Here is a 16,818-nt window from a genome sequence, read left to right on the forward strand (position 1 = left end):
GCGACTCATTACTACTTCGTCTGCTCTACTGCTTCGCGGATAATGTCCTGCATATCCGTCAGGTCTTCTCTGTATACTGCTTCCTCAATATCTTCAACTTCCAGGCTTGGCTGGAATTTTTTCAGTTCTTCTTCGTAATTTAACATGACGTCTCCACCTCCTGTAGCGCCTTTTCTACCATTCCTGCCAGGTAAAGAGAACCAATACAGTAAATGTATGTCTCTTTGGTACGCATCTCATCGGCACATGCTACGGCATCTTTTACATCAGCCTTCACATACACCGGACACCTTGCATATCGCTTAAAAATCTCCCCCAGTTCGCCAGCCGGAACTCTTCTTTTATCTTCAATCTCTGTCACAACAAACGCTTTCGTCTGCAAATGTCTGCAAAGATATTCTATCATCTGCTCATATTTTTTATCAGATACCGCTGAAAATATGAGAATCGGCGGTTCTTCCTCTTTCAGTGCACGAACGCTTTCCACAAACGCTTCGATTGCTCCCGGGTTGTGGGCTCCGTCAATGATAAAATGGTCTGCGCATTCTTCCATACGTCCCTGCCATTGGATTTTAGCAACGGCATCGCGCCACATTTCTTCATGCTCTGGTTTATTCCCAAGCAGACACTGGGCTGCTTCGATTGCAATCTCTGCATTTTTCACCTGATAGATACCACAGATCGGCACTTGCCAGATAACATCTTTATGATAAGCATTTGTTCGTGAAAATGCAATATGTTTGCGGGTAACTTCCCGGATTTCGAACGCATTTTTCCCGATTTCCCGACATGGCGCATGATGCTCTTTCGCCGTATTTCGGATAATCTCGGCAGCTGCCTCATCATTTCCGTCAAAAATCACCGGCGTTCCTTCTTTGATGATCCCTGCTTTTTCTGCTGCGATCTGCTCTATTGTATTCCCGAGGATCATGGTATGATCCAGGCTGATCGATGTAATGACTGTCAGCGCCGGACACGGAAATGCATTGGTTGCATCCAGTCTTCCCCCCAGTCCTGTCTCCAGAACAATATATTCTACATCAGATTTTTCAAATGCACTTAGTCCCATGCCAAATAAAAATTCAAAATAAGATGGATGCGGAATTCCCTCTTCTTCCATTTTTTTCACGACATCATAGACATGCTCAAAGACCTGATAAAATTCTTCGTTGTCAATCGGCTTTCTTCCTATCTGAATCCGCTCGTTGATAGATATAAGATGAGGGGAAGTAAAAAATCCCGTCTTCTTCCCCTCAGCTTCTAAGATTGCCTGAATATATGCACACACAGAACCTTTGCCATTGGTTCCTGCCACATGTACCACCTTCCGGTCAAATGCCGGTCTGCCAAGCCGCTCTAAGAACTCTTTTGTGTGCTCCTGCGTGTGCTTTTGTGTAAACTTCGGAATGCTTTCGATATACTCGACTGCCTCCTTGTAGTTAACAGGCTTACTATTCATTTATTTTTCCTCGTTTTCCTGTTCTGTCCAGGATTTTGTTGTATCCGTTCCTGTTCCTTCCTGCCTTACAAGCTGTCCGCCCTGGTAAATGTATTCGTCCGTCGTTCTGAAGATTGTATTGCTGGATCCTACCTGGCTGACAGTGATAACATCTCCCTCGCTAAGCTCTGTGCTTGGAAGAACGATTCGTGTATTATTTAAAAATGTACTCTTTTGCTTCTCGCCATTGACGTAAACCTTACTTGACTTCGTAAAGTTCTCGCCATACAGGCTGTAGCCTTTTTCCAGATACGGAACGATGTTCGTCAGCGTAACGTCCTTCACACCCATTTCCATATGACCTTCCGTAATCGGCGGATTTCCCTTGTAAACATACTGCTTGCCATACAGAATATCATACTGGAGAAGCTCTAAGTCTGACAGGTAATTCTTGGAATTCTGTCTCTGCTGATGATAATTGAACAATGTTCCGGAATGAATATCCAGGCGGTTCATCACATCCGCCATTAGCTGATAAGCCGGAATATTTCTATCCTGCTGTTCCAGTCCGATGTTATCCCAGATCACATAATTTGTGTTATAGAGATAACGGCTCTTTAAATCTTCTGCGGTAAGTCCCATAGTCGGTAAATGGTCTCCGTAGAATACGACAACTGCCGGTTCTCCACGATCTTCCACTGCTTTCACAAGATCTCCTGCAAACTGGTCCATCTCATAGACCATGTTTACATAATATTCCCATTTATTCTTCTTTGCTTCGTCATCGATACCTTCTACTTTGATCTTCGGATTCTCAATCAGCTGCTCCTCCGGGTAATCTCCATGTCCCTGCACGCTGACGGTAAATACGAAATCCTGCTGCTCGGTCGTATCCATAGCTTCCATAATATTGTCTACCAGAACCTCGTCCTTTGCCCATCCATTTGGCGTAAGCTGAAGAATATTCATAAACTCTTTACTTGTAAAACTATCAAATCCCATATGATCATAGACTTTTGCACGACTGTAGAAGTTACCTCCGTTATTGTGCAGTCCATGAGTACCGTATCCCAGTGCTGAGAGAGCTGTTGCAGCACTCTCACATGGCTGGTTCTTGACAACTGTTTTATACGGATACTCTCCAGGTCCGAAGAAACGCATATTCATTCCTGTCAGCACTTCGAACTCTGTATTCGCGGTTCCGGCTCCTACAGACGGAACTTTGAAATATCCGGAAGAATAATTCTTGTACATCTCATGCAGATTCGGGCATGCATCTTCGCTTGTTGTGAAAAATTCCGCCTCATCTACATCAAAATAGGACTCTAACTGAACCACAATGATATTCGGAAGATCATCAGAGGCACGCCCTGTTTTATTCTCGGCCATTTCTCCGTTATTCGTAATCCGATCAATAGTCTCCTCATTATAATCATTCGGCTCATCGATTCCTGTATTAAATACACTGGACATAAAGCAGTACGGAAGTCCGTAATCCTCATAGGCAAATGCAATATTTCCAAAGTATGTGGAAAGCACTCGCTTATCAATTGCCTGATCTGTTGTGAAGCTGAATAGCATGGCACATACAGCCACTCCGGCAATTGCCAGAAGCCGGTGCATTTTCCCTCCATACTGACCACCGCGGCGCCACATGGAAATCAGCCATATAACGACCGCTGCAATTCCCACCAATACGATCACGATCTCAAATCCATTGAAATAATTGTTGATCAGGCTGACCGCATCGGTTGCTACCTTCAGGTCCTGGGCATTGAACGGTGTCACTCGCTTCATCAGCATGTAACCGTTACAGATTCCAAGAATCATCCAAAGTACACCGATAATGATTCTTGTGAACACCCTTCGCCGGAACAGGTATACCACCGTAAATGTCATAAATATCATAAATGCATTGTAAAGGAAGACGAGTGGTGTCTGTGTCATATAGCTCCATGCCTGAACAAGTGAATGTCTTGAAATTGCCTCAATTGCAAAATTGATCAGACATGCTAAAAGCGCGTGAAATATCAGAGAAAACCGGTTCATAAACTGATAGACAGGTTTCATCTTCTGCGCAAATGCACCATTTCTTCTCTCTTCCAGTATTTTTGCCCTTCGCTCTCTACGTTCCTTCCAGTATGCTATAACCTCTTCCTTTCGCAGCTTTTTCATAATATCCCCTTACATTTATTTTTTCTGTAATCCTGCAAGACGCTCCTTGACCTGAGCAAGCATCTGCTCATATTTTTCCAGTTTCTCACGCTCTTCCCGTACCTTTGCAGCCGGTGCTTTGCTTACAAACTTCTCGTTATTCAGCATGCCGTTGGAACGTGCAATCTCTTTATTCAGGCGAGTCTCTTCTTTTGTAAGACGCTCTTTTTCCTGCTCAAAATCGATCAGCTCCTCAAGCGGCACATAAACGGTTGCATCCGGAACTACTACAGACACTGCATCGTCTGCGATACCGCTCTTGTCTGCCTGTACAATGAAGTCTCCGGCAGATGCCATCATCATTGCAGACTCTTTTAATACTGCAAGACCGGCTGAGAGCTTCTCGTCCTCGCATACAACGTAGATCGTTGCCTTTCTGGAATTTGGAACATTCATCTCGGAACGAATGTTTCTGACACCTCTTACGATTTCTTTGTAATGGTTCAGAATGTTTTCATTCTCTGCGTCATTCCATTTTTCCTCATATACCGGCCAGCTTGACATCATCAGGGACTCTTCTTCTGGAACCAGTTTGCTGTAGATTTCCTCTGTAACAAATGGCATGTATGGGTGAAGAAGCTTCAGTGCGTCACCAAGAACTTTCTTCAATGTCCAAAGTGCAGCGTTCGCACTCTTCGGATTCTCGTCTGCGTGGTAGATTGCATATTTTGAAAGTTCAATGTACCAGTCACAGAACTCGTCCCAGATAAAGTCATAAATCTTGGAAAGTGCAATTCCAAGCTCGAACTTATCTAAGTTCTCTGTTACATCTTTTACCACATTATTGCATGCAGATAAAATCCAGCGGTCTGCAGGTCCCAGATCCTCTGCCTGTGGCTCTGTGATCTCTTTTCCTTCCATATTCATAAGAATATATCTGGAAGCATTCCATACTTTATTTGCAAAATTACGGCTTGCCTCTACACGTTCGTTGTAGAAACGCATATCATTTCCAGGAGCATTTCCTGTAATCAGTGTCATACGAAGTGCGTCTGCGCCGTACTGATCGATAACATCCAGAGGATCGATACCATTTCCAAGTGATTTACTCATCTTGCGTCCCTGAGAATCGCGAACAAGTCCGTGTATCAGTACTGTGTTAAATGGTGCCTTTCCTGTATGTGCATATCCTGAGAATACCATACGGATAACCCAGAAGAAAATGATGTCGTATCCAGTTACAAGTACATTCGTTGGATAGAAATAGTCAAGATCCTCCGTCTCATGTGGCCAGCCAAGTGTTGAGAATGGCCAAAGCGCAGAACTGAACCATGTATCCAGCGTATCCTCATCCTGTTTAAAATGTGTACAACCACAATGTGGGCATTTTTCCGGTGCTTCGGAAGCTACTACGACTTCTCCACAATCCTGGCAGTAGTAGGCTGGGATTCTATGTCCCCACCAGATCTGTCTGGATATGCACCAGTCACGGATATTCTCAAGCCAGTGCAGGTAAATCTTATCAAAACGCTCTGGTACAAACTTAAGCTCACCATTCTTGATCGCCTCAATGGCTGGTTTTGCAAGCTCTTCCATCTTTACGAACCACTGCTGTTTGATCATTGGCTCTACCGTTGTATGACATCTATCGTGAGTTCCTACATTATGAGAATGTGGAACAACTTTTACAAGATATCCCTGCTCTTTCAGATCCTCTACCATAGCTTTTCTTGCTTCGTAGCGATCCATGCCTGCATATTTTCCACCATACTTCTCGTTGATCGTAGCATCATCATTCATGATGTTAAGTTCTGGCAGATTGTGACGTTTTCCAACTTCAAAGTCGTTAGGGTCATGTGCCGGTGTGATCTTAACAGCACCTGTTCCGAACTCTTTGTCTACGTAGTAATCTGCAACAATCGGAATTTCACGGTCTGTCAGTGGCAGCTTACACATCTTTCCAACGATATCTTTATATCTCTCATCATCCGGGTGAACTGCAATTGCAGTATCTCCCAGAAGAGTCTCCGGACGTGTTGTTGCAATCTCAAGGAAACGGTCTGTTCCTACGATTGGGTACTTAATGTGCCAGAAGAATCCGTCCTGCTCTTCATGCTCTACCTCGGCATCAGACAGGGAAGTCTTACATACCGGACACCAGTTGATGATTCTGGACCCTCTGTAAATGAATCCTTTTTTATGAAGGTTCAAGAATACTTTCTCAACTGCTTCAGAACATCCCTCGTCCATTGTGAAACGCTCTCTGTCCCAGTCACAGGAAACACCCATCTTTTTAAGCTGTGATGTGATAGTTCCGCCATATTCTTCTTTCCACTGCCATGTTCTTTCTAAGAATTTCTCACGGCCAAGTTCTTTTTTATCAATACCTTCGTCTTTTAACTGATTGGTAACCTTTACTTCTGTAGAAATAGCCGCATGGTCTGTTCCCGGAATCCACAGTGCATTGTATCCCTGCATTCTCTTGTAGCGGATCAGGATATCCTGCATCGTGTTGTCAAGAGCATGTCCCATGTGAAGCTTACCGGTAATATTCGGTGGCGGCATTACGATTGTAAATGGTTTCTTACTTCTGTCCACTTCTGCGTGGAAATACTTATTTTCGCACCACTTCTGGTACAGTTTGTCTTCAATCTCTTTCGGATTGTAAGTTTTCTCCAAATTCTGACTCATAGTCTCCTCCTCAAATATGTGTTTCCTGGTTCGTGTTTTCACACATTTTTCGCATTTCAGGGCAAAATATAGAATGTGCCCCAGCACATTCTGGAGCCTGCGGCGGCCGCTTGCGGTACCATCATTGTACGCCGCAGTGCGCATCCTGCCGGAGGCTTTTTTATAGTTAGGAAATGCATTTCTTAATTATAAAAAAACGCCCTTTATTCTCACAAAGGGCGATTGATTCGCGGTACCACCTTTATTATATAGAAGAAACTCCTCTATACATCTCATCCTATTCTTTAACGGGAACGACTCCGGGACCGCCTACTGTGACTTCAGCGTTCCTGCTCCAAAGCTACCTTCTGCATCTCTATTCTCAAGTGCCTCGCAGCCAATGGGCATCTCTCTCTGTCAGAACGACTTATGCATACTCCTCTTTTTCAACGCATTTAACTGGTTTATCAACCATGAAACTACAAAATATCATAGCCACAGAAGCCCTGTTTGTCAAGGTTTTTAGGGAATTTTCAGAAAACCTTAAGAGACCGTATCAAAAGGGGCTCTCGAAAGCTGAGTGTTTTCTATTGTTGCGAAAATAACTCAATGCTTTCTTGAGACTCTTTTGATGCTTTATTTTTTTTGATACCCACTACTCAATAGTAAATCCATTATTTTTCAAAAATCTGTTATGCAAAAGCTTTTATTACTACCTTAAAAATGTATCATATAATCATTTTATGGTTCAGCGTCCGTCTTTTCTCCGTCATAAGCTGTCAGTTTAATAGGCATATCTTCTGTGACATCTGCGTGTATTCCTACGATGTACTCTATATTTTCTTTGAGTTGTTTTAAGCAGGTTGAACCGCCTGCCGGGATTGTTTCTCTCCGTTCTTCTTCGCCGTTATTAATAAGATGTATGGTAATTTCAAATTCATTGCCATTATAGAAGGTCAGTGCTCCTGTCTGTGATGTTAATTTTTCATCAGAGTAGGTAATCACATATTTGTTGGAAGTTGATTGTTCTGCACAGTTGACGGAACAATCCCACTTACTAATCTGGGGATTTTCCTGTCTGTTACTGCAAGCTGCTAAGGATAAAGTTAAAATACAACATATGATAAATGCTATTTTCTTCATAAGGTATCCCTCCCCGGATTTTATGCTGTCTACAACTTTAGCTTTCTTTATGCTTCCACAATTATTTTACATACTCTTCTATGACACATTCGTGTTCTTTTGTCTGCTTATTGTAATTCACACCTACCAATAAAATATTTCCTTCATATTCTTCAAGGCTTCTGCAATATTCCTTATTCTTTATCTGTGCAATGGCTCCTTCTGCAGTTTTATCCCATTTTAGTTCTACTACAATTGCTGGTTTTTCCGGAAATTTTTTTCGCGGAAGAAAAACAAGATCTGCAAATCCTTTTCCTCCTGCCAACTCTCTGTGAATCACATAAAAATTTCTTGCAGCATACAATGCGAGTGAAATTGTATAACTTAATGCATTTTCATCATTGTACTGAATGTGAGAAGTTTCAAAATGTGCCTGCCGAACGGCTTCTGCTACCTGCTTTGGCCGTTTCTGCCAGATTGCTTCCAATGTGTCCGCTGACTCTTTCAATGCCTTTGATACTTCACCCCATGTTGAAGCAGATATACTGTTCACATACTCAGTTCTTACTTCTTCATTTGGAATTTTTACAGTCTTATTATCATAATCATACGATACATACCCCAAATGTATCAAAAGTGTCAGGACATCATCTTCTGTGTGAAATGTTGACATATCATTGGCAAAGCTTCCTGTATTTACCGGTACTGCATTTCCCGCAATCATACTTATGACATCATCTTTTAGCCCTTCGAAATTCATCTCTATATAAATTCGCAGCGCTTCAAATGTTTCTGTCTGATTCCAGTAATTTCCGATTTTTCCAAATCGCATGCAATTTACCACGGAACGCGGACTGTAAATAGAGATTCCATTTTCAAAGGAATATCCATCATACCAGTTCTTTATCTCTGCCATATCCATCTGGTACTGTTCACACAGTTTCTTCACTTCATTTTCCGTAAATCCAACATATCTCGCCAACGGTCCCGGATCTATCATAGAAAATTCATCAAACATATTTAAAGCTGAATGAGTTCCATATTTTTTTATCGGAAGAATTCCTGTCATATACGCCAGATGAACATACGCCTTATCCTTTAACAAATCTCTTAGGAAATCGAGATATTTTTCCTGAGCTTCTTTATTTTCTTTATATTCTCGGAAAATGCAGTCCCATTCATCTATAATAATGATAAATGGCTGTTTTTTCTGCGCGTATACATCCTGCATGCACTCTATAACATCTGTATCATCAAAATAATCCACATCCGGATACTCATTTTTTAAATCTCGAATGATAAGTCTGCCAAATCGGCTAATCAATTCACAGACATTATGGCTCCTGCTCAAAATCTCCTGCATATTTACAGAAATCGTGTCGTATTGATTCAGATACTTTTTAAAATCCATATCCTTTGAAATTTCAAACTGTGAAAACAATTGTTCTGCATCACAGCCACGGCTATAATATGCTGTCAACATATTTGCCGCAATAGATTTCCCAAAGCGTCTTGGACGACTAATACAAATGTATTTTTGCATCGTATGCAAAACAGAATTGGTGTAAGTCAACAATCCTGTCTTATCTATATAGATATCTGAATTCACAGCTTCCTCAAACTTACTGCTGTCCGGATTCAAATAAATCCCCATACAAAAGCCCTCCAATTCTTCGTTGTTAATCTTAATTGTACCCTATCTTCTCCTAAAACACAAACATATTAAAAATGAGATATTTCCTTAGAAGGTACTCTGGAGCGGTCGCTACTTAGGCGTATTCTTGCCTGCCGGCACTTGCTGAATATGATTACTGTTTTCGGCTCATCGGAATGTTTCGTGCGCGGAATGTTCATGAGCGAAATTCAGCTTCTTTATTACACGATTCCTAAAGTTTTCAATATATACAGCCACCCGGTCAATGTGAATGCACTGAACATAGTGGTAAGCATTACTGTACTGGCAGTAAGGACACCTTCATGTCCCATATTTTTTGCCATAACATAACTACTTACAGTCGTCGCAGATCCGAGCATAACAAGGATTGCAACGATTTCTTCATTCTTAAATCCCAGCCCGACTGCGATTGGCAGAAAGACTGCCGCAAATCCGACAAGCTTCATAACAGCCGCCACAATAGACGGTTTGGCTTTCGCGAAAGCTTTGTGGATATCAAAGGTCGCTCCCATTGCCATAAGTCCCATCGGAGTTGCCATGTTTCCAATACTTGTCACCGTCTTCGCCGGGATTCCGGAAAATGGAAGACGGCATGCCGACCAAAGAAGTCCAATCACAATTCCAATAATAATCGGGTTGGTAATAATTCCTTTTAATGTTTTCTTTAGTACCTCTTTATCAATCTTGCTCTGTCCCGGTTTGAAAAAGGACAGCACAACAACCGCCATAATATTATAAAGCGGGACACTGCCGATGATCATGACTGGCGCCATACCCGCATTTCCATAAATATTTTGGATAAATGCAATACCAAGAAGCGCCGCGCTGCTTCGATAAGAAGCCTGAATAAATTCCCCACGGATAGACTTATCCTTCCAAAGACAGGAAATTCCCGCTGAAATTATAATGCAGATCAAGGTTACCATAAAACAGAATATAACAAATTTTACATTCCAGACTTCCGAAAAATCTACTGTCGCAAGATCCCCGAATAATAATAACGGCAACGGCACTTTAAATACGAATTTATTCATTTTCGAGGCAAACTCCTCATCCATCCAGCCTATATGACGAAAAAAAAGTCCCAGGATCATCATTAAGAATATAGGACCTGTCGCATTTAAACAAAAAAATAAATTATCCATCTACAACCTCCAGATAAAATCCAATTGGGGACGGGGTTTTTTCAAAAAAACCCCGGTACCGCTAACAAAAAAGTTTCTTGTATATATTAAAATCTTGCTCTTTGAACACGTTAAAGATCACACGTTCGATGCTGTTTTTTGTTAAAAACCGGTCGACCGTGTCTACTGCGATTTCTGCTGCCAGTTTATTGGGAAAATGGAATTCTCCGGTTGAGATACAACAAAATGCTATGGATTTTAAACTTGATTTTTCTGCCACTTTCAGGCAGTTGAGATAGCAGTTTTTTAGCTGCTCTTTTTGTTTTTCTGTTACTGCCAGTCCGACAATTGGTCCTACTGTATGTATGACATGTTTAGCCGGAAGGTTGTAACCTTTTGTAATCTTTGCTTTTCCTATCGGTTCTTCGTGTCCTTGTTCTGCCATGATTTCTGCACATTCATTACGAAGCTGAATTCCTGCCGCCGAGTGAATGGCGTTGTCGATGCAGCCATGACATGGTACAAAACAGCCGAGAAGCTGACTGTTCGCTGCATTTACTATTGCATCTACGCCTAGTCTTGTAATGTCACCGCGCCACAGGGAAATGCGGTCACTGTTCTTGATCTCTGAGCATGGATATTCCTGCTCGATTACTGGAATATCGTTGCATGTCACGATTCCTTTTTCCTCTGCTTCTTCCTGTAAAAGTTCATCTTGCAATTTTTCATATTCTGCTGATGCATGTCCCGGATAACGGACATTCATGAGGCTTCGAAGAAGACGTCTTTGTTCTCCCTCATCGATTGGATCCGGAATACTGGCATAGCCTTGATTTTCCTGTTTCAGATATTGTATTAACGTGCTGACTTTTTGCTCACGTGTCATAAGCTTCCTCCTGTTAAAATAAATATTCAACCTCCTAATTCCAAATCTACCTTAGCCTGTTTATCTCAGTCGAGAAGACTCCCACCTCTTCAGGTGGTGAGTAATAGCAAATTTGTCTCAGTGGGAGTTAGGTCTCCGACTGAGATAAACGCTCCGCGAGGATGCGCAGTGATTCTGATAGGAATATGTCAGCTTCTCTGACCAGAATCACGCGCCAAGTCTCACGGATGTTCGACTTGAATAGTAAGTTTTCATTTTGTACCTATATATAATTATCTATCTAATGTATTCTTGTATCACTGAATAAGCCTCATATAGTTCTTCGTAGCTCACCCGGCAGTTCGCAGGGCTTGTGGAAGGCAGGCAGATGATTTCAATGCCCGTATCTTTGTAGCAATAGCGTCTGTACAGTTGTGCTGCTTTTTGGCCTGTTGCAAAAATTGCCTGTATTGGTGCTTCTTTTAGGATAAGATTCATGTCATTTGGTTTTGGATTACGGATGCTGCTGTCATCTGCTCCCCGAATCTCACAGCCTGCCAGTACATCCCATACTGCGATATGATTGCGCAAGGCAAATGTAATTTTATCTTTCTTAGTCTCCGGCACTTCCTCTCCACATACATCTGACAATACCTTCCAGAACCGGTTTCTTGGATGCCCGTAATAAAATCCTACTTCCCGGGATTTTGGGGATGGCATCGTTCCAAGCATCAAAACTTTAGATTCTTTATTATAAATTGGTTTAAATTCATGTGTTACATGTTCTACTTCCATAATCCAACTCCATTTACGCATACTCTGACATTTTTACTGCGAGGTGCGCGTCATGCAATTGCATGACATACTTCTATTGCGCACCTCTGCAAGTCTACACTCCGTTTCGGTCGGCGCAAAACCATTGTCCACCGGACAATGTGCTCCCTGCCGGAGGCTATATCATGCAAATGTATAACATAGTTCTACTGCGCACCTCTGTAAATCTACGTTTTTTCGTCCCTAATCATAGCATAATTTCTTGTACCAGTCACTCTGTTTTCCTTTTTATCCATATGTTACTTGTATGTTGTTTGTTTTTTCGTCTGCATGATTTGTATTAACAATTTATTCACATTTCGTTTCATCGGCTTGTCATAAATACACTTACTTTGAGTTTTTCATCTATATTTTTTATTAATTTTTCTTTATTTTAGAATGTATTAATTGAGAATATCCACATTTTTTCGCATATTTTCTATTAATTCTACATTTCAATCGATTTTGTCTATAATTATATGTTTATTATTAACTTTATCTATTTGTAAAGTTTTTGTAAAAAAGCTATAATATCCACGTAAACTTTAAAAAGTGATCGGGAGGTATTTCTAATGAAAAAGAAAGTATTATCAATTCTCCTTACAGCCGCTATGGTAATGTCCATGGCTGTAGGATGCGGCTCTAACAAATCAGCGTCCACAGACGCAAAAGACGACACAAAAACAGAGGCATCTGCTGATGGGGAAAGCAACCAGATTCTGTTCAATGGTTCTTCTACACTGGCTCCGGTTATTACTTCTATCGCAACGAATTTCTTCGATACATATGGAACGTGGAAAGCTTATGATTCCTCTCTTCCAGATGAAGATATTGCAATTTATGTTTCCGCAGGTGGTTCCGGACAAGGAACAAAAGCTGTTATCGATGGTACATCTACTTTCGGTATGGTAGCAAGAAGTGTAAAAGATGAAGAGAAAAAGGCGATCAAAGACGAGAAAGAATATCAGGTTGGTATCGATGCTCTTACAATCGCTGTAAACCCTGAGAACCCTGTAACTAAAATTATTGATGACCTTTCTACAGAGCAGATTGTAAGCCTGTTCTCCGGTGAATATAAAACATGGAAAGATCTTGATGCTTCTCTTCCAGATGAGGAAGTCGTAGTTATCACTCGTGACATTAACGGTGGTGCCCATGAAGTATTCCAGAAGAACATCATGGGCGATACAGAAGTGAAATCTGATGCTATCCAGGCTTCTTCCATGGGTGAACTTGTTCAGGATATCATCGACAATCCATATGCAATCGGTTATGCATCATTCGGTGTTGCTAACCAGAATGCCGGAAAAGTTGTTACTATGAAAGTAAATGGTGTTGAGCCTACAAAAGAGAATATCATCAATGGTTCTTACATCATTCAGAGACCTCTGCTGTTAGTTGGTTCCGGTGAACCTACAGCTGTTCAGCAGGCATTCTTAGACGTAGTTCTTGGAGACGAAGGTCAGAAAACTGTAGAAGATATGGGATTCATTCCTATGAACTAAGATTTTCGACTTGAATTCAATCCAAAGAGGGTGTGTCACATGCACACCCTCTTCTTTATATATGAATGTCTCTTGCATAACACGCATGGTAGCTTATAATGATACCAGAGTCAAAAGGTCTAAATCCACATGAGCTTGCTCATAAGTGGATGAAAGACCTTGAGGTCCGCCCCAACATCTTATAATGAAAATGTTACAGGTATCAATCACAGGCGTTTTAATATGCCAAGGTCTATTCTCTATACAAATTAGAAAGGATATCTTATGTTAAGAAAACTACCAGATAAAATCAGCAGATTCCTTATTTACCTCACTGCGTTTGGAGTTAGCGCACTGATGGCTATTATGCTGATCCATATCATAAAAGAAAGCATTCCCGCTTTTTCAGAACTGGGAATAAAAATGTTTCTCCCTTCTACGGAATGGCGGCCTGTCAGTGCAAACCCACAATTTGGACTACTGCCTGCGATTACAGGAACTTTATACGTATCGTTCATTGCAGTAGTCCTGGCTCTGATTTTCGGCGTTGCCTGCGCATGCTTTCTGAATTTTTATCTTCCAGAAAAAATAGCCGCTGTCTTTCTGGCTTTTATCGACTTGGTTGCCGGAATTCCTTCCGTGATCTTTGGATTAATCGGACTTACTGTCCTGGTAAAAAGTTTTGCCACACAATTTCATATGGCAGCCGGACAATGTATTCTCGCTGCCGGGATTGTACTGGTAATCATGCTGCTGCCATTCGTTATCTCGACCTGTCACGAATCTATTCGCGTTGCACGTACACAATATGAAATGACAGCACTTGCACTCGGCTTTTCCCGGGAAATAACTCTGGTCAAAATCATTTTTCCGGCAATCCGCCCAGGCATCGTTGCCGGAGCTATGATGGCTTTCGGGCGTGCACTTGGCGAAACTATGGCAGTTATGATGGTCATTGGAAATTCTCCGATCTTCCCGAAACTTTTCGGTCGTGGTCAGACCTTGCCTTCCCTGACTGCACTGGAAATGGGAAGTATCGAGTACGGCAGTCTCCATCTGTCCGCACTTTATGTTGCAAATATTGTGTTACTGGTCATTTTGCTGGCCGTACTGGGAATCGGCTCTCTTTTGAAGAGGAGGTTCGCAAAACATGAATTCTAAGGTATCCAAATATTTGATCCGCATTGTTCTGATCTTGCTTGGGCTAAGTGTCATTGACGTTACACTGTTCCTCTTCCTGTACGTATTCTGGAATGGAAAAACTGTCATGAGCCTTTCTTTCATTTTGGACAAACCTGCCGGTGTACCAATCGGAACTGCCGGTGGAATTTTCCCGGCTCTTATGGGATCTCTTTATCTCGGTGCACTTGCCGCACTGATTGGAGGAATCCTTGGAATCGGTGCTTCCGCATACCTTGTTTTTTACCATAGAAACAAATATGTGTCCGGCATTGTAAATTTTGCAATCACAGGACTGTCCGGTATCCCGTCTATTTTATTTGGTCTGGTGGGTTACACACTCCTGATCTATGGTTTTGGCATCAGCCGGAGTCTTTTGTGTGCATCACTTTGCGTCTCTGCCATGATTGTGCCATTTGTTGCGATCCGCGCCCGCAAAGTCTTTGAAGAAAAGGGAATTTCCTATATGACTAATTCCATCAGTCTTGGACTTTCCAGAGAATATGCTCTTAGAAAAATGATTCTTCCAGTCTGCTTCCCTGAACTTCTTGGAACAGTTGCACTTGGAATGGCATACGGAATGGGCGCAGTTGCCCCGATTCTGTACACAGGTGCAGTGATGCAGGCTGGCGTTCCTTCGAAACTGACAGATCCGTTCATGTCCCTGCCATATCACTTATATACTTTGGTAAACAACGGATTCTCTTTGGACTATGCCTACGGCACAGCATTTGTACTGATGCTTTTACTATTGATCATTCAACTGATCTGCAAATTTGTTACTTACATGAGAAAGGGAAACTAATATGTTAACAATCGAACATTTAAATTGCGGATATGGAAAGCATGAAATTCTTCATGATATTTCTGTGACGATTCCAGATAAAAAGATTACTGCCATCGTCGGACAATCCGGCTGCGGAAAGACAACATTTTTAAAAACTTTAAATCGTATGGTGGAAGAGGAACAAGGATATACAACCGGAAAGATTTCTCTTGGTAACACAGATATCAAATCTATTTCGAAAGAAACTTTAAGAAGCCGTATCGGCATGGTCTTCCAGCAGCCGATTGCTTTTCCACACAGTATTGAGAAGAATCTGACTTATGTGTTAAAATATTATGGTATCAGGGATAAAAAAGTTCTGTCTGAAAAAGTAGAAGAAAGTCTGAAGAAAGCAAAATTATATGAGGAAGTAAAGGATCAGTTAAAAAAATCTGCCCTTAAGTTATCCGGCGGGCAGAAGCAGCGCCTTGCGATTGCCAGAAGTCTCTGTGTAAATCCTGAAATCCTGCTTCTCGACGAGCCTTGCTCCGCGCTGGATATGAAAAATACAATCGCAATTGAAGAAACCCTTATGGAACTCAAAGGTCAGTACACATTTGTCATTGTTACACATAATCTTGGACAGGCAAAGCGCATCGCTGACCAGATTATTTTCATGGATCAGGGAAAGATACTGGAAGTTACTGACAAAGGAACTTTCTTTGACTCACCGGCTACAGAACTTGCCCGCGAACAAATTCAATATATGTAAGGGGAAACTTATATGATCATCGAAATTCCAGGCTATAAAACACTGGGCCTTGACTATCTGGTCCTTGACTACAACGGAACCATTGCCGTTGACGGGCTGATTCCACCTGCAATCAAAGAGCGGCTACTCCTGCTCGGAGATTCATTTAAAATCTATGTACTGACCGCAGACACTCACGGCACTGCGGCTGCCATGTGCGACGGACTTCCTTTGGAAATTATGACATTTCCTTCCGGTTCCGCCATGGATGAGAAGCTTCGTATTCTAAGCTCACTGGGTGCCGAACACTGTATCGCCATCGGCAACGGACGGAATGACGTACCAATGTGTCAGGCCGCTGCCTTAAGTATCGCAGTGATGGGTACTGAAGGGGCTTACGGAAAGTTGCTTTCAGAATGCGATGTCTGCACAACTTCCATAGCCGATGCACTGGATCTTCTGATGCTGCCGAAGAGACTGGTCGCAACCTTAAGAGGATAAATACTACTTCATAGAATACTGCATCATCGCATAATGCAGTTCACAGCCTTCATATATATCAGCCGGCAGTAGTGCCCTCGCCACAAGCTTGAGTTCTGCCTCCGGCTGGTCCACTCTCTGCAAATGTGCATAATCTCCATCAATCTGTTTTACAATATAATCACATTCCAACATCTTCGTTCTCCTTTACAACTTCAAGTTTAAATACATAAATCATTCCTTGTCCCACTATCATTTTACCATGAAATTGACATCTGTTAATGGACAAAATAAAAG

The 16,818-nt window shown here is 41.9% G+C and carries 15 protein-coding genes and 1 other annotated feature; of the genes, 5 read left to right on the forward strand and 10 right to left on the reverse strand.

The annotated features are described in order from the left end of the window. Positions 1-11: 11 nt before the first annotated feature. The 9 genes from C7E02_RS20100 to C7E02_RS12250 all read right to left on the reverse strand — a co-directional run bounded on the left by C7E02_RS20100 (position 12) and on the right by C7E02_RS12250 (position 11,843). The gene (locus tag C7E02_RS20100) at positions 12-146 is read right to left on the reverse strand and encodes a hypothetical protein (RefSeq protein WP_005332466.1); all 135 of its coding nucleotides are present in this window, start codon (positions 144-146) and stop codon (positions 12-14) included. Continuing rightward, positions 140-1,459, reverse strand: coding sequence for a bifunctional folylpolyglutamate synthase/dihydrofolate synthase (locus C7E02_RS12215; protein ID WP_105309680.1), 1,320 nt, complete (start codon positions 1,457-1,459; stop codon positions 140-142). Before C7E02_RS12215 ends, C7E02_RS20100 begins: the two co-directional genes overlap by 7 nt. Next, complete coding sequence (locus tag C7E02_RS12220) at positions 1,460-3,613, reverse strand: LTA synthase family protein (RefSeq protein WP_105309681.1); 2,154 nt, start codon at positions 3,611-3,613, stop codon at positions 1,460-1,462. Positions 3,614-3,628: 15 nt separating this feature from the next. Further along, positions 3,629-6,283 (reverse strand): valine--tRNA ligase, encoded by a 2,655-nt coding sequence (locus C7E02_RS12225; RefSeq protein ID WP_105309682.1) that lies wholly within the window; start codon positions 6,281-6,283, stop codon positions 3,629-3,631. A 211-nt stretch (positions 6,284-6,494) separates the two neighbouring features. Next, positions 6,495-6,721 (reverse strand) — a binding site (T-box leader). Between the two features lie 282 nt (positions 6,722-7,003). Then, positions 7,004-7,405 (reverse strand): hypothetical protein, encoded by a 402-nt coding sequence (locus C7E02_RS12230; protein WP_105309683.1) that lies wholly within the window; start codon positions 7,403-7,405, stop codon positions 7,004-7,006. Positions 7,406-7,466: 61 nt separating this feature from the next. Next, entirely contained in the window at positions 7,467-9,038 is a 1,572-nt protein-coding gene (locus C7E02_RS12235; RefSeq protein ID WP_105309684.1) for an AAA family ATPase, read from the reverse strand. Between the two features lie 221 nt (positions 9,039-9,259). Then, positions 9,260-10,204: an AEC family transporter gene (locus tag C7E02_RS12240; protein ID WP_005339085.1), complete on the reverse strand. Its 945-nt coding sequence runs from the start codon at positions 10,202-10,204 to the stop codon at positions 9,260-9,262. A gap of 61 nt (positions 10,205-10,265) precedes the next feature. After that, positions 10,266-11,069 carry a protein-ADP-ribose hydrolase gene (locus C7E02_RS12245; RefSeq protein ID WP_105309685.1) on the reverse strand — a complete coding sequence of 268 codons (804 nt, stop codon included), beginning with the start codon at positions 11,067-11,069 and terminating at the stop codon, positions 10,266-10,268. Between the two features lie 276 nt (positions 11,070-11,345). Beyond that, positions 11,346-11,843 carry a DNA-deoxyinosine glycosylase gene (locus tag C7E02_RS12250; RefSeq protein WP_005339087.1) on the reverse strand — a complete coding sequence of 166 codons (498 nt, stop codon included), beginning with the start codon at positions 11,841-11,843 and terminating at the stop codon, positions 11,346-11,348. Between the two features lie 590 nt (positions 11,844-12,433). On the opposite strand from C7E02_RS12250, the gene C7E02_RS12260 reads away from it, so the two are divergent. From C7E02_RS12260 to C7E02_RS12280, 5 genes are all read left to right on the forward strand, one after another. Further along, positions 12,434-13,366, forward strand: coding sequence for a phosphate ABC transporter substrate-binding protein (locus C7E02_RS12260; RefSeq protein ID WP_005339091.1), 933 nt, complete (start codon positions 12,434-12,436; stop codon positions 13,364-13,366). Positions 13,367-13,630: 264 nt separating this feature from the next. Beyond that, positions 13,631-14,506, forward strand: coding sequence for a phosphate ABC transporter permease subunit PstC (pstC, locus tag C7E02_RS12265; RefSeq protein ID WP_105309687.1), 876 nt, complete (start codon positions 13,631-13,633; stop codon positions 14,504-14,506). Then, positions 14,496-15,329 (forward strand): ABC transporter permease subunit, encoded by an 834-nt coding sequence (locus C7E02_RS12270; protein ID WP_105309688.1) that lies wholly within the window; start codon positions 14,496-14,498, stop codon positions 15,327-15,329. The genes pstC and C7E02_RS12270 overlap by 11 nt, the downstream gene beginning before the upstream one ends. 1 nt (position 15,330) lies before the next feature. Beyond that, a complete protein-coding gene (locus tag C7E02_RS12275; RefSeq protein ID WP_005339094.1) occupies positions 15,331-16,062 on the forward strand; it encodes a phosphate ABC transporter ATP-binding protein in 732 nt (243 codons plus the stop codon). Between the two features lie 12 nt (positions 16,063-16,074). Beyond that, positions 16,075-16,542: an HAD family hydrolase gene (locus tag C7E02_RS12280; RefSeq protein WP_029731196.1), complete on the forward strand. Its 468-nt coding sequence runs from the start codon at positions 16,075-16,077 to the stop codon at positions 16,540-16,542. A gap of 3 nt (positions 16,543-16,545) precedes the next feature. On the opposite strand, the gene C7E02_RS12285 is transcribed toward C7E02_RS12280, so the two are convergent. Beyond that, positions 16,546-16,716, reverse strand: a complete 171-nt coding sequence (locus C7E02_RS12285; RefSeq protein ID WP_005332490.1) for a hypothetical protein — start codon at positions 16,714-16,716, stop codon at positions 16,546-16,548. Between the last annotated feature and the right edge of the window lie 102 nt (positions 16,717-16,818).

The organism is Dorea sp. Marseille-P4042, from assembly GCF_900290215.1.
Classification (GTDB): Bacteria; Bacillota; Clostridia; order Lachnospirales; family Lachnospiraceae; genus Dorea; species Dorea formicigenerans.

Excerpts from the sequence above, each read along its gene's own strand:
- C7E02_RS20100 (WP_005332466.1), bottom strand. The coding sequence starts at position 146 with ATGTTAAATTACGAAGAAGAACTGAAAAAATTCCAGCCAAGCCTGGAA.
- C7E02_RS12215 (WP_105309680.1), bottom strand. The coding sequence starts at position 1,459 with ATGAATAGTAAGCCTGTTAACTACAAGGAGGCAGTCGAGTATATCGAA.
- C7E02_RS12220 (WP_105309681.1), bottom strand. The coding sequence starts at position 3,613 with ATGAAAAAGCTGCGAAAGGAAGAGGTTATAGCATACTGGAAGGAACGT.
- C7E02_RS12225 (WP_105309682.1), bottom strand. The coding sequence starts at position 6,283 with ATGAGTCAGAATTTGGAGAAAACTTACAATCCGAAAGAGATTGAAGAC.
- C7E02_RS12230 (WP_105309683.1), bottom strand. The coding sequence starts at position 7,405 with ATGAAGAAAATAGCATTTATCATATGTTGTATTTTAACTTTATCCTTA.
- C7E02_RS12235 (WP_105309684.1), bottom strand. The coding sequence starts at position 9,038 with ATGGGGATTTATTTGAATCCGGACAGCAGTAAGTTTGAGGAAGCTGTG.
- C7E02_RS12240 (WP_005339085.1), bottom strand. The coding sequence starts at position 10,204 with ATGGATAATTTATTTTTTTGTTTAAATGCGACAGGTCCTATATTCTTA.
- C7E02_RS12245 (WP_105309685.1), bottom strand. The coding sequence starts at position 11,069 with ATGACACGTGAGCAAAAAGTCAGCACGTTAATACAATATCTGAAACAG.
- C7E02_RS12250 (WP_005339087.1), bottom strand. The coding sequence starts at position 11,843 with ATGGAAGTAGAACATGTAACACATGAATTTAAACCAATTTATAATAAA.
- C7E02_RS12260 (WP_005339091.1), top strand. The coding sequence starts at position 12,434 with ATGAAAAAGAAAGTATTATCAATTCTCCTTACAGCCGCTATGGTAATG.
- pstC (WP_105309687.1), top strand. The coding sequence starts at position 13,631 with ATGTTAAGAAAACTACCAGATAAAATCAGCAGATTCCTTATTTACCTC.
- C7E02_RS12270 (WP_105309688.1), top strand. The coding sequence starts at position 14,496 with ATGAATTCTAAGGTATCCAAATATTTGATCCGCATTGTTCTGATCTTG.
- C7E02_RS12275 (WP_005339094.1), top strand. The coding sequence starts at position 15,331 with ATGTTAACAATCGAACATTTAAATTGCGGATATGGAAAGCATGAAATT.
- C7E02_RS12280 (WP_029731196.1), top strand. The coding sequence starts at position 16,075 with ATGATCATCGAAATTCCAGGCTATAAAACACTGGGCCTTGACTATCTG.
- C7E02_RS12285 (WP_005332490.1), bottom strand. The coding sequence starts at position 16,716 with ATGTTGGAATGTGATTATATTGTAAAACAGATTGATGGAGATTATGCA.